This is a genomic window from Cellulomonas sp. ICMP 17802, from assembly GCF_041295535.1.
GTDB lineage: Bacteria > Actinomycetota > Actinomycetes > Actinomycetales > Cellulomonadaceae > Cellulomonas.
The window spans coordinates 545,858-558,376 of record NZ_JBGFQZ010000001.1; the positions used below are offsets into that span (position 1 = coordinate 545,858).

Here is a 12,519-nt window from a genome sequence, read left to right on the forward strand (position 1 = left end):
GGCGCACAGGTGCGCGCCGGTAGGATCGACCGGTGAGCGAGACCCCCCAGAGCACCCCTGCAGCCGACGACGCCCCCGAGCAGATCCGGGTCCGCCGCGAGAAGCGGGAGCGGCTGCTCGCCGCCGGCGTCGAGGCGTACCCGGTCGGGGTGCCGCGCACCCACTCGATCGCGCAGGTGCGCGCGGAGCACCCGGACCTCGAGCCGGGGCAGGAGACCACCGACGAGGTCGGCGTGGCCGGTCGGGTCGTGTTCGTCCGCATCGGCGGGAAGCTCTGCTTCGCCACGCTGCAGGACGGCGAGGGCAACCGGCTGCAGGCCATGTTCAGCCTCGACGCGGTCGGGGCGGAGCGGCTCGCCGCGTTCAAGACCGACGTCGACCTGGGCGACCACCTCTTCGTGCACGGTCGCGTGATCAGCTCCCGTCGCGGCGAGCTCTCGGTGTACGCCGACGAGTGGCAGATCGCCGCCAAGTCGCTGCGCCCGCTGCCCAACCTGTACGACGGCGTCGAGCTGTCCGAGGAGGCGCGCGTCCGGCAGCGGTACGTCGACCTCATCGTGCGCCCGGCCGCCCGCGAGACGGCCCGGCAGCGCCCCGCGCTGATGCGGTCGCTGCGCGACAACTTCCACCGGCGCGACTACATCGAGATCGAGACGCCGATGCTGCAGACGCAGCCCGGTGGCGCCGCCGCGCGGCCGTTCGTCACGCACATGAACGCGTTCGACATGGAGCTGTACCTGCGGATCGCCCCGGAGCTGTTCCTCAAGCGGGCGCTGGTCGGGGGCATCGAGCGCGTCTTCGAGATCAACCGCAACTTCCGCAACGAGGGCGCCGACTCCACGCACTCCCCGGAGTTCGCCATGCTCGAGGCGTACGAGTCCTACGGCGACTACGACACCATGGCCGCCCTCACCAAGGACCTGGTGCAGACGGCCGCCAAGGACGTGCTGGGCACCACCGTGGTGACGCTGCCCGACGGCGAGGAGTACGACCTCGGCGGCGACTGGGCGGAGCTGACCATGTACGGCTCGCTGTCGGAGTCGCTGGGTGAGCTGATCACGCCCGACACGCCGCTCGCCGCCCTCCAGGCGCACGCGGCCCGGCTCGGCATCGAGACCGACCCCAAGCGCGTCAGCCACGGAAAGCTGGTCGAGCAGCTGTGGGAGCACCGGGTGGGCGACCACTTGTTCGAGCCCACATTCGTGCGCGATTTCCCGGTGGAGACCAGCCCGCTCACGCGTGATCACCGCACCATCCCCGGCGTGGTCGAGAAGTGGGACCTCTATGTGCGCGGCTTCGAGCTGGCCACCGCGTATTCGGAGCTGGTCGACCCGGTGATCCAGCGCAAGAGGTTCGAGGCGCAGGCGTTGCTGGCGGCGGCGGGCGACGACGAGGCGATGCGCGTCGATGAGGACTTTCTCATGGCCGTCGAGTACGCGTTGCCGCCCGCGGGCGGTCTGGGCCTCGGCATCGACCGGCTCCTCATGGCGATCACCGGCCTGGGTATCCGCGAGACGATCCTGTTCCCGCTCGTGAAGCCGCTGAGCTCATGAACCCCCTGTTCACGGCCGTGGCGGCCCTCCTGCCGTCCATCGGCGTCGGGCTGCTGTTCTGGTTCGCCATCCGCGCGCTGGTCAATGCGGACCGCACGGAACGGCAGGCAATGGCGAGAATGGATGCCGCCGAACGCGCCGCAGAACGTGCGGCCGCGGGGGAATTCAATAGGGATTCCACGCCGTCCGATTGACGACGTAATGCGCCGATGCGATAGTGAACGCGACAGCATTCATACATCTGCCATACGGAGCGAGCAATGGCTCAGAAGGTCCAGGTCCTCCTGGTCGACGACATCGACGGCGGAACTGCAGACGAGACGGTGACTTTCGGGCTCGACGGCGTCACCTACGAGATCGACCTGACGTCCTCGCACGCGAGCGAGCTGCGCGACGCATTTGCGCAGTGGGTCGGTCACGCACGCAAGGTCGGCGGGCGCACGGCGGCGAAGTCGACCGCCACCCGCGGGCGGCGCTCATCGTCCGGCGACGCGCAGGCGATCCGTGAGTGGGCCAAGGAGCACGGGCACCACGTGTCCGAGCGCGGCCGCATCTCCGCGGAGGTCAAGTCCGCGTACGACGCCGCACACTGACGCAGGGGCACGACGAGAGCCCGGTACCCCCGTACCGGGCTCTCGTCATGCCTGCGCTCAGGCCGGTCGCGTCCCGGTGAGCTCGCGGACCGCTGCGTACTGCTCGCGGACGCGCGCGACGGGGTCGCCGCGGAACGTCGTGGCCTCGGACGCCGAGCTCCACGCCGGCGGCGTCGCCGCACCGGAGAGCACCCAGGCGGCCTGCCGCGCGGCGCCGTCGGCCACGTACTCGCCGGGCGTCGGCACCAGCACGTCGAGCCCGAGCACGGACGGCGCGATCGCGCGGACCGCGGCGGACTGCGCGCCGCCGCCGATGAGGAACAGACGCTCCACGGCCACGCCCTGCGCGCGCAGGGCGTCGATGCCGTCGGCCAGGGCGCAGAGCATGCCCTCGACGGCCGCCCGGGCCAGATGCGCGGGCGTGGTGTTGGCCAGCCGCAGGCCGTGCAGCGCGCCCGTGGCGTCCGGCTTGTTCGGGGTCCGCTCGCCCTCGAGGTAGGGCACCAGCACGAGGCCGTCCGCGCCGGCGGGGGCCGACAGGGCCAGCGCCGACAGGCCCTCGTGGTCCACCCCGAGCATGCGGGCGGCCGCGTCGAGCACGCGCGAGGCGTTCAGGGTGCACGCGAGGGGCAGGAACGCGCCGGTGGCGTCGGCGAACCCGGTGACCAGGCCGGAGCCGTCGGCCGTGGGTGCCGACGCGATCGCGGACACCACGCCCGAGGTGCCGATGGAGACGGCGACGTCGCCGGGCTGCAGCCCGAGGGCCAGGGCCGCGGCGGCGTTGTCGCCGGCGCCCGGGCCCAGGATCGCGCCGCCCGTCGAGCGCGGGCCGGCCTGCGACGGGCCGAGCACGCGGGGCACCAGGGCGTCGTGGCCCAGCGCGAGCTCGAGCAGGTCGTGGCGGTAGTCCTCGGTGGCGGGCGACCAGTAGCCGGTGCCGGAGGCGTCGGAGCGGTCGGTGACCAGGGCGTCGAGCCCAGGGGCGCCCGCCAGGCGCCAGGTCAGCCAGTCGTGGGGGAGGGCCACCGCGGCGACCCGCGCCGCGTTGGTCGGCTCGGCGTCGCGCAGCCAGCGCAGCTTGGTCACGGTCAGGGAGGCGACGAGCACCGAGCCGACGGCGTCGGCCCACGCCTGCGGTCCGCCCAGCTCCTCGATGAGGTCGAGCGCGGCCGGCGCCGAGCGGGTGTCGTTCCACAGGAGCGCGTCGCGGACCACCTCGCCGTCCGCGTCGAGGGCGACCATGCCGTGCTGCTGGCCGCCGACCGAGACCGCCTCGACGTCGTCGAGACCCCCCGCGTCGGCGATCGCCGACTGGAGGGCGTCCCACCAGTGCCGGGGCGCGACCTCGGTGCCGTCGGGGTGCGAGGCCCGCCCGGAGCGCACCAGCGCGCCGGTGTCGGCGTCGCGCACGGCGACCTTGCAGGACTGCGTCGACGAGTCGATGCCGGCGACGAGTGCCATGAGCTACCTCCACGGAGTTCCGCGACGTCCGAGCAACGGCAGGTCAGGACCCGCAGCTGCTCGGACGCACGAAGTGGTTGATGCGCAACGTCCGAGCATGTGCGGGTCAGGACCCCTGCATGCTCGGACGTTGCGGAGAACGGACGGGTCAGCGGGCGCCGAGGGCGTGCTCGAGGGCCAGCTGGTTGAGGCGCACGAAGCCGAAGCCCCGCTCGGCGACGGCGTCGACGTCGAGGTCCTCGTAGGCGGAGCGGTCAGCCAGCAGGTCGGCCAGGGTCTCGCCCGCGGCCAGCGTCGGCTGCGAGAGCTCCAGCACGCCGGACTCCTCGAACGCCGCCTGGACCTCGGGGTCGGCGCGGAACGCCTGGGCGCGCTCCTTGAGCAGCAGGTACGTGGCCATGTTGGCCGACGCGGAGTCCCACACGCCCTGGAAGTCCTCGGTGCGCGACGGCTTGTAGTCGAAGTGGCGCGGGCCGTCGTAGGTCGGGCCGCCCGACGGGAAGCCGTTCTCGAGCAGGTCGACCGTGGCGAACGCGGAGAACAGGTCGCCGTGGCCGAACACCAGGTCCTGGTCGTACTTGATCGACTTCTGGCCGTTGAGGTCGATGTGGAAGAGCTTGCCCGCCCACAGCGCCAGCGCGATGCCCTGCGTGTAGTTGAGGCCCGCCATCTGCTCGTGGCCGACCTCGGGGTTCAGGCCGACGATGTCGGCGTGCTCCAGGCGGTCGATGAGCGCGATCGCGTGACCGATGGTCGGGAGCAGGATGTCGCCGCGGGGCTCGTTGGGCTTGGGCTCGAGCGCGATGCGGAGCTTGTAGCCCTTCTCCTTGATGTACGCGGCGACGGTGTCGATGCCCTCGGCGTAGCGGTCGTGCGCGGCGTTGAGGTCCTTGGCGGAGTCGTACTCGGCGCCCTCGCGGCCGCCCCACATGACGAACGTGTCGGCGCCGAGCTCGGCGGCCAGGTCGACGTTGCGGACCACCTTGCGCAGGCCGTAGCGGCGCACGCGACGGTCGTTCGACGTGAACGCGCCGTCCTTGAAGATCGGGTGGCTGAACGTGTTGGTGGTGACCATCTCGACCGTGATGCCGGTCTCGTCGAGCGCGCCCTTGAAGCGGGCGAGGATCTTGTCGCGCTCGGCGTCGTCCGAGCCGAAGGGGACGACGTCGTCGTCGTGGAACGTCACGTGCGCGGCGCCCAGCTCGGCCAGCTTGTGGACCGACTCGACCGGGTCGAGCCACGGCCGGGAGGCCGAGCCGAACTGGTCCTGGGCGTTCCAGCCGACCGTCCAGAGGCCGAACGAGAACTTGTCTGCACGGGTGGGCTGCGCTGCCATCACGCGTCTCCTCATCGAGATGAATCCGGTTTAGTTTGCCGGATGAATTTATCCCGTCCGGCCGGTAGGGTCAAGCCATGCCGACGACCGAGCCCCGCGACCCGTCGCGCGTGGCCCGGCAGGCGCAGATGCGCGACCAGAACCTGGGCGTCGCGCTGCGGGGGATCGTGGACGCCGCCGAGCCGGTGTCCCGCGCCCAGCTGGCCGCCGCCGAGGGTCTCGCGCGGGCGACCGTCTCCGGGCTGGTCGACCACCTGATCGAGGCGCGCCTGGTGCGCGAGCTCGACCCCACCCCGACCCAGCGCGCCGGCCGCCCCGCGGTCCCGCTGGCGCCCGCGCGGGGGACCGTGGCCGGCGTCGGCATGGAGGTCAACGTCGACTACCTGGGCGTCCGCGCGATCGACCTGGCCGGCGACGTGCTGGCCGAGCACGTCGAGCTGGACGACCTGCGGGGGGCCGACGCCGCCGTGGTGCTCGACCGGCTCGCGTCGCTGGCGGAGCCCGTGGTCGACGACCTGCGCGCGGCCGGCGTGCGCGTCGCCGGCACGGCGCTGGCGCTGCCGGGACTGGTCGACCGTGTCACCGGACCGCTGCGCGTGGCGCCGAACCTCGGGTGGCGCGACGTCGACGTCGTCGGGCTCGTCGAGGCGCACCCCGCGCTGGCCGCGTTCCCGCCGCGCGTGGCCAACGAGGCCAACCTCGCCGCCCGGGCCGAGGCCCACGCGCGCCGCGGCTCGCCGAGCTTCGCGTACGTCTCGGGCGAGGTCGGCATCGGTGGCGCGATCGTGCTGGACGGCGAGATCTTCCCGGGCCGGCACGGCTGGAGCGGCGAGATCGGGCACGTCGTCGTCGACGCGTTCCGCGGACCGCGCGCCTCCGACGGCAGCCTCGAGGCCCTGGCCGGCCAGGACGCGATGCTGCGCGCCGCCGGCCTGCCGCCGACCTCGCGCCTCGACGCGCTGCTGGACGCCCTGGAGGCCGGCGAGCCCCGCGCGACCGCCGCCGTGGCACAGGCCGCCCGGGCGCTCGGCGTCGCGCTCGCGTCGGTGGCCAACGTGGTCGACGTGGGCGAGGTCGTCCTCGGCGGCAGCTTCGGCCAGCTGTTCGGGTACGTGCACGACGAGGTGGCCGCCCGGCTGGACGAGCTGGTGATCTTCGCGCCCTGGTCCCCGCTGCGCGTGTCGCCCGCCCGCGCCGGCCAGTACCCCGCGATGACCGGCGGCGCGCTCGCGGTCCTGGCGACGGTCCTCGCGGACCCGGCGGAGTGGCTCCGCACCCACGCCTGAGCCCGCGCGCGGAGGTGCGGTCAGCGCGCGTTGCGGAGCATGAACTCCGTCTCGGTGTCGCGCCCCATGGTCGGGTCCGGCGCGGCCTCCGTCTCCACGCTGGCGATCGTGTCCTCGACCCGGATCCGCTCGGGGAGCGTCGCGAAGCGCGAGGCCGCGGGTGTGGGCTCGTCAGGCATGCCGTCTCCTCGATCGCTGGGGCCTCGTGGTCCGACTGTAGGACCGCAACGTCCGCACCTCCGGTCGCCCGGGCGCGCGGATCTGCGGACGTCCCGGCGGACGACCCGCAACGTCCGCACATCCGGTCGCCCGGGCGCGCGAATCTGCGGACGTCCTCGTCGCCGGTCCGGGCCGCGGCCGTAGGCTCCCTCGTCGTGAGCGCGCAGCAGACCCCCCTCTGGATCGGCACCTACCCCGTCGCGGGTGCGGGGACTCCCGTCGGGCAGGGGGAGGGGATCTGGCGCGTCGACCTCGACCCCGCGACGGGGGCGCTGAGCGGCGCCCGGCAGGTGGCGCAGACGCCGTCGCCGAGCTTCCTCGCGCTGCACGGCACGGTGCTGTACGCGGTGAACGAGCAGGCGGGCGGCACGGTCGGCGCGTTCGACGTCGTCGGCGACACGCTGGTGCACCGCGGAACCGTGCCGTCGGGCGGCGCGGACCCGTGCCACCTGCTGCTCGACTGCGACGGCCGCGCCCTGCTCGTCGCCAACTACTCGTCGGGCACCCTCGGCGTGCTGCCGCTCGACGCGGACGGCGGGTTCGCGACGCCGGGTCCGGACCTCGTGCTCGGGCACGCGGGCTCCGGCCCCGACGAGAGCCGGCAGGAGTCCCCGCACGCCCACTTCGTCGCGCACGACCCGAGCGGTGCGTTCGTGCTGGTGGTGGACCTGGGCACCGACGAGATCCGGCGGTACCGCCGGATCGACGGTCGCCTGGTGGAGGACGGGATCGCGGCGTCGCTCCCCGCCGGCACCGGCCCCCGGCACCTCACCTTCAGCGCCGACGGGCGGCTCGCGTACGTCGTCGGCGAGCTGGACGTCACGGTCCGGGTGCTGGCCTGGAGCGACGGCGCCGGGACCCTGGTGCAGACGCTGCCCGCGACGACGGTCCCCGCGCGCGAGCCGGGCCGGCGCGTGCTGCCGTCGCACATCGCGCGGGACGGCGACCGCGTGCTCGTCGGGGTGCGGACGTCCGACGTGCTCGCCCGGTTCGCGGTCCGGGCCGACGGGCTGCTGGAGCCGGTGGCCGACGACGCGCTGCCGGGGGCGTGGCCGCGCCACTTCGCGGTCGTGGACGGCTGGACCGTGGTGGCCGAGCAGGTGTCGGGGGGCCTGGCCGTGCTCGCGGCCGACGGCGCGGTCGTGAGCACGCTCGACCTGCCGGCCGCGGCGTGCGTCCTGCCGGCCCGGTGACGCCTTACGGGTGAACCTGGGCCCGGTGGGCTCCAGGACCCTTGCCCACCTGCCGATCCCCCTGAGGTCGTCGACGAACAGGGAGGTTCCGCGGTGCGCAACGGATTCGACATCTATCGGCAGGGCCCGGACCGGAACCACCAGGAGCCCGCCAGCCCGTGGGGCTGGACGCCGCGCCGTGGCGAGGTTCCCACCGGTGAGACCGTGGTGCAGGAGCACGACCACACGCTGACGTACACGGGCAGCGACCCGCAGCTGGCCGCCGCGTTCGCGCGCGGGGCTCGGCTCAAGGAGATCGTCACCATGTGGCCCGAGCTCGTCTTCTACCCGTCGACGGCCGGCGGCTTCCTGCCGGACGGCAACATCTTCCCCATCCGAGGCGACTACAAGCCGCCGAGCGGGCTCAGCGCGCTCAAGGGCCGTTTCGGCCGCCGCCCGGCGGGTGCGCACGCCGCGGAGGCCACCGCGCAGTCCTGACCGGACCCCGCGCGCTCTGTGCGCTCCGTGCGTGAGAATGGGTGCAGACCCGTCCGCGAACAGGAGCACCCGTGACCCTCGAGCACGCCCCGCGCGTCGCCATGCTCTCGGTGCACACGTCACCGCTCGAGCAGCCCGGCACGGGCGACGCCGGCGGCATGAACGTCTACGTGCTCGAGCTGTCGCGCGCGCTGGCCGCCCGGGGTGCGCGCGTCGAGATCTTCACGCGCGCCACCTCCTCGGACCAGCCGGAGACCGTGGTGCTGCCCGGGGTCGACGCGCACGGGGCCCCGCTGACGGGTGACGACGCCCGCGCCGTGCTGCTGGCGCAGGACGTCGAGCCCGGCGTGACGCCGCCGATCCTCGTGCACCACGTGCCCGCCGGCCCGTTCGAGCGGCTGGACAAGAACGACCTGCCCGGGGTGCTGTGCGGCATGGCCGCCGGCGTCCTGCGCTGGGAGGCCGCGCGCCGTCCCGGCTGGTACGACGTCGTGCACTCCCACTACTGGCTGTCCGGGCAGGTGGGCTGGGTCGCCGCCGATCGCTGGGAGGTGCCGCTGGTGCACACCGCGCACACGCTCGCGCGCGTGAAGAACGCGTCGCTGGCGCCGGGCGACACCGCCGAGCCGAGCCAGCGGGTGGTCGGCGAGGAGCAGGTGGTGGCCGAGGCCGACGCGCTCGTGGCCAGCACGCCGGTCGAGGCCGAGGAGCTGGTCGAGCTGTACGGCGCCGACCCCGACCGCGTGCACGTGGTCGAGCCGGGCGTGGACCTCGACCGGTTCGTGCCGGGCGACCGGGCGTCGGCGCGTCGGGAGCTCGGGCTGCCGGCCGACCGCCAGATCGTCCTGTTCGCGGGCCGCGTGCAGGCGCTCAAGGCGCCCGACGTCCTGGTCAGCGCGCTGGGCGTGCTCCGGGCGACCGGCCGACCCGTGCCCCTGCTCGTGGTGCTCGGCGGTCCGTCGGGCCGGTCGAGCGCGGTGCGGGAGCTCGAGGCGCTCGCGACGATGACCGGGGTGGCCGACGACGTCGTCGTGCACCCGCCCGCCGACCGCGACACCCTGGCGCGCTGGTACCACGCGGCCGACGTCGTCGCGATGCCGTCGCGCAGCGAGTCGTTCGGGCTGGTCGCGGCCGAGGCCCAGGCCAGCGGGGTCCCGGTGATCGCCGCCTGCGTGGGCGGGCTGCGCACCATCGTCGACCACGACGTCTCCGGCCGGCTGGTCCGCGGTCACGACCCGGAGGTGTGGGCCGACGTCATCGCCGACGTGCTGGCCTCGTCCGACGACCGCGCGCGGTACGCCCTGGGCGCGCGGCAGGTGGCAGAGCGCTTCGGCTGGGGGACCACCGCCGACCAGATGCTGAAGGTCTACGCGGTGGCCGGCGAGGTGCGGGCGTCCCGCGTCTGAGGGCCGGACGTCCCAGGACGCCCGACGGCGCCTGCGGCAGGATGAACCCATGACCTACACCCTCGTGCTGCTCCGCCACGGCGAGAGCGAGTGGAATGCCAAGAACCTGTTCACCGGCTGGGTCGACGTGGCCCTCTCGGAGAAGGGCGTCGAGGAGGCCAAGCGCGGCGGGACGCTGCTCACCGACGCGGGCGTGCTGCCCGACGTGGTGCACACGTCGCTGCTGCGTCGGGCCATCACGACGGCCAACCTGGCGCTCGACGCCGCCGACCGGCACTGGATCCCCGTCAAGCGCTCCTGGCGCCTGAACGAGCGGCACTACGGCGCGCTGCAGGGCAAGGACAAGAAGCAGACGCTCGAGGAGTACGGCGAGGAGCAGTTCATGCTCTGGCGCCGCTCGTACGACTTCCCGCCGCCGGACATCGAGCTGGGCTCGGAGTTCTCGCAGGACGCCGACCCCCGGTACGCCGGCGAGCCGATCCCGCGCGCCGAGGCCCTGTCGAACGTCCTCGAGCGGGCGCTGCCGTACTGGGAGTCGGACATCATCCCTGACCTGCGGGCCCGCAAGGTCGTGCTCGTCGCCGCGCACGGCAACTCGATCCGCGCGCTGGTCAAGCACCTCGACGACGTCGACGACGCCACGATCGCCGGCATCAACATCCCGACCGGCATCCCGCTGCTCTACACGCTGGACGAGCAGACGCTGAAGCCGACCAACCCGGGCGGCACGTACCTCGACCCCGAGGCTGCCGCGGAGGCCATCAAGGCCGTCGCCAACCAGGGCCGCTGACCGCCCTCACCCCCGCAACGTCCGAGCAGAGGTAGCCCCTGGGCCCCATCTGCTCGGACGTTGCTGCGTGGGGGGGAGGTGCGGACGTTGCTGTCGGCGGGCGATGATCGGTCCCGGGGGTCAGGGGTGCGCGGTGTCGAAGGCCGTCAGGGCCTTCTTCGACGCCGAGCGGCGCCAGGCCGCCTCGACCAGCTCCGCGAGGGCGTCCCAGTCGGGGTGGTGGCCGGGGTCGAGGTGCGCGCCGACCCAGCCGAACCGGCCGAGGTACGGCGCCACGAAGTACCGCTCGGGGTCCCGGGCCACGACCGCCTGCTGCTCGTGCCGGTCGGCCTTGCACCACAGGGCCAGCCGGCCGTCGCCGTGGTGGTCGGGCAGGATCCACGCGAACCGGCTGCCGCGCGTGAAGAACCCGGTGTTGCCGTACTCGTCCACCTCGGCGGTGGTCTCGGGCAGCTGCTCGACGACGCCCCCGAGGCGCTCCCGGGCAGCCGCGACGTCGTCGTCCCCCCACCCGAGCTCGCGCTCCGCCATGCCACCACGCTACCGACCGGCCCCCGGGGGGAGTCCACCGGTACGAGAACGAGGGTCCGGCGCGAGATCGTGGATCTAGACCCACGTTCTCGTGCCGAACCCTCGATCTCGCGCCACAACCAGCCGCGCGGGCCGCTCGCAGAGTTGGCCGCGCGCAGGGGCCAGCCGCGAGCGGAACAGGCCGCGCCTCCGGTGTCAGGCAGTCCCGACCGGTCCGCGCGACCCCTCGCCAGGTCAGCCGGCGGTGCGGTCCAGCTCGCCGCGGGCGGCACCCGTGACCAGGTAGGTCACGCGGCGGGCGACGGAGACGCCGTGGTCGCCGAACCGCTCGTAGTACCGGCCGAGCAGGGTGACGTCGATGGTCTCCTGCGTGGTGCCGGCCCACGCGCCGCCCAGCAGGGCCGCGAAGGTGTCCTCGTGCAGCTCGTCCAGGAGGTCGTCGTCCTGCTCGATGCTCTCGGCCAGCAGCACCTCGCGGCTGTTCAGCAGGGTCGTGGTGCGCCGGGCCACGCGGACGGCCGCATCGTGCATCTCGGCGAACGTGCCGGACAGCGCGTGCGGCACGGCGTGCCGCGGGTAGCGACCGCGGGCGACCTGGGCGACGTGACGGGCGAGGTCGCCCATGCGCTCCAGGGACGCGCTCATGCGCAGCGACGAGACGACGATCCGCAGGTCGGTGGCGACGGGCTGCTGCTGCGCGAGCAGCAGGACGCAGCGCTCGTCGAGGTCGCGCTCGATGGCGTCGATGGCCAGGTCGTCGGCGATCACGGACTCCGCGAGCGCGAGGTCTGCCGTGAGCAGCGCGATGCCGGCGTTGGTGATGGCCTGCTCGACCCGGCCGCTCATCGCCGCCAGGTCCTCGCCCAGCTGGTGCAGCTCGGCGTCGAAGATGTCCCGCATGTGCTCCCTCTCGTGCAGGCGGCAGGTGCCGCGCGCAGGTCAGGCTGACATTTCCAGGTGAACGGCGGGGCCCGTGCAGGTGAACGGACGACGGCCGTTGCGTACCTCTGGCGACGATACGCGCGCGGGAGCCCGCCGGGCCCGTACCGACCGCCCCTGTCCAGCCGCTGGTCGGCGGGCCAAGATGGGGGCACAAGGTGCGGACACGGACACGACGGGTCGAAGGGGACCACGATGACGACGTTCACGGCGTGGAAGTTCGAGGCGGTCGACGGTGCACAGAAGGCGGTCGAGGCGCTCAAGGGCGCGCAGGCCGACGGTCTGGTGAAGATCGTCGACCACGCGGTCATCAGCTGGCCCGAGGGCGCCCCTCGGCCGGAGATGCACCACGCCAACGAGGACAAGTGGCGCGGCACCGGGTGGGGGGCGTTCTGGGGGGTGCTGTTCGGCGGGCTGTTCTTCGTCCCGCTGCTGGGCGCCGCCGTCGGGGCCGCCGCGGGCGCGATCACCAAGGCGGTGTCGGCGGTCGGCATCACCGAGGGCCAGCTGGAGAACATCCGCGCGCAGATCACGCCGGGCACCTCGCTGCTGTGCGCCGTCACGGAGAACGCGAACATGGACCGGCTGGGCGAGCGGCTGCACGGCCTGCACAGCACGCTGGTCGACACGAACCTCACGGACGCGGAGAAGTCGCTGCTGCTGGAGACCTTCGGCTGAGCGGCCCGCGCGCCCGGACCCGATTAACGGTCGGTGAACGCTCGACGGCGGGCCGGT

14 protein-coding genes are annotated in these 12,519 nt (G+C 73.6%); 9 read left to right on the plus strand and 5 right to left on the minus strand.

From position 1 onward, the window contains the following. The first annotated feature begins 32 nt into the window (after positions 1–32). The 3 genes from lysS to AB5970_RS02685 all read left to right on the plus strand — a co-directional run bounded on the left by lysS (position 33) and on the right by AB5970_RS02685 (position 2,146). A complete protein-coding gene (lysS, locus tag AB5970_RS02675) occupies positions 33–1,553 on the plus strand; it encodes a lysine--tRNA ligase (RefSeq protein WP_370502349.1) in 1,521 nt (506 codons plus the stop codon). Then, positions 1,550–1,747: a hypothetical protein gene (locus AB5970_RS02680; protein WP_370502350.1), complete on the plus strand. Its 198-nt coding sequence runs from the start codon at positions 1,550–1,552 to the stop codon at positions 1,745–1,747. Before lysS ends, AB5970_RS02680 begins: the two co-directional genes overlap by 4 nt. Positions 1,748–1,813: 66 nt before the next feature. Then, entirely contained in the window at positions 1,814–2,146 is a 333-nt protein-coding gene (locus AB5970_RS02685; protein WP_370502351.1) for a histone-like nucleoid-structuring protein Lsr2, read from the plus strand. Positions 2,147–2,203: 57 nt separating this feature from the next. Here AB5970_RS02685 and xylB read toward each other — a convergent pair whose 3' ends face one another. Beyond that, positions 2,204–3,607 carry a xylulokinase gene (xylB, locus tag AB5970_RS02690; RefSeq protein ID WP_370502352.1) on the minus strand — a complete coding sequence of 468 codons (1,404 nt, stop codon included), beginning with the start codon at positions 3,605–3,607 and terminating at the stop codon, positions 2,204–2,206. Between the two features lie 148 nt (positions 3,608–3,755). Further along, complete coding sequence (xylA, locus tag AB5970_RS02695; protein ID WP_370502353.1) at positions 3,756–4,943, minus strand: xylose isomerase; 1,188 nt, start codon at positions 4,941–4,943, stop codon at positions 3,756–3,758. A 77-nt stretch (positions 4,944–5,020) separates the two neighbouring features. Between xylA and AB5970_RS02700 the strand changes: the two genes are divergently transcribed. Further along, positions 5,021–6,229 (plus strand): ROK family protein, encoded by a 1,209-nt coding sequence (locus AB5970_RS02700; RefSeq protein ID WP_370502354.1) that lies wholly within the window; start codon positions 5,021–5,023, stop codon positions 6,227–6,229. A 20-nt stretch (positions 6,230–6,249) separates the two neighbouring features. Here AB5970_RS02700 and AB5970_RS02705 read toward each other — a convergent pair whose 3' ends face one another. Beyond that, positions 6,250–6,408: a heme biosynthesis protein HemY gene (locus AB5970_RS02705; RefSeq protein WP_370502355.1), complete on the minus strand. Its 159-nt coding sequence runs from the start codon at positions 6,406–6,408 to the stop codon at positions 6,250–6,252. A gap of 195 nt (positions 6,409–6,603) precedes the next feature. Here AB5970_RS02705 and AB5970_RS02710 point away from each other — a divergent pair, with 195 nt between their 5' ends. The 4 genes from AB5970_RS02710 (at position 6,604) to AB5970_RS02725 (ending at position 10,314) form a co-directional block, all read left to right on the plus strand. Next, positions 6,604–7,641, plus strand: a complete 1,038-nt coding sequence (locus AB5970_RS02710) for a lactonase family protein (protein WP_370502356.1) — start codon at positions 6,604–6,606, stop codon at positions 7,639–7,641. Between the two features lie 93 nt (positions 7,642–7,734). Continuing rightward, entirely contained in the window at positions 7,735–8,118 is a 384-nt protein-coding gene (locus AB5970_RS02715) for a hypothetical protein (protein ID WP_370502357.1), read from the plus strand. A gap of 71 nt (positions 8,119–8,189) precedes the next feature. Beyond that, the gene (locus AB5970_RS02720) at positions 8,190–9,524 is read left to right on the plus strand and encodes a glycosyltransferase (protein ID WP_370502358.1); all 1,335 of its coding nucleotides are present in this window, start codon (positions 8,190–8,192) and stop codon (positions 9,522–9,524) included. 49 nt (positions 9,525–9,573) lie between these two features. Further along, entirely contained in the window at positions 9,574–10,314 is a 741-nt protein-coding gene (locus AB5970_RS02725) for a phosphoglyceromutase (protein ID WP_370502359.1), read from the plus strand. 120 nt (positions 10,315–10,434) lie between these two features. Here the strand turns inward: AB5970_RS02725 and AB5970_RS02730 are convergent, their stop codons facing one another. Further along, on the minus strand, positions 10,435–10,845 hold the full coding sequence (locus AB5970_RS02730; protein WP_370502360.1) for an MmcQ/YjbR family DNA-binding protein: 411 nt from the start codon (positions 10,843–10,845) through the stop codon (positions 10,435–10,437). Between the two features lie 234 nt (positions 10,846–11,079). Beyond that, positions 11,080–11,745, minus strand: a complete 666-nt coding sequence (gene phoU / locus AB5970_RS02735; RefSeq protein ID WP_370502361.1) for a phosphate signaling complex protein PhoU — start codon at positions 11,743–11,745, stop codon at positions 11,080–11,082. 234 nt (positions 11,746–11,979) lie between these two features. Here phoU and AB5970_RS02740 point away from each other — a divergent pair, with 234 nt between their 5' ends. Beyond that, positions 11,980–12,462, plus strand: coding sequence for a DUF1269 domain-containing protein (locus AB5970_RS02740; RefSeq protein WP_370502362.1), 483 nt, complete (start codon positions 11,980–11,982; stop codon positions 12,460–12,462). The last annotated feature ends 57 nt before the right edge of the window (positions 12,463–12,519 follow it).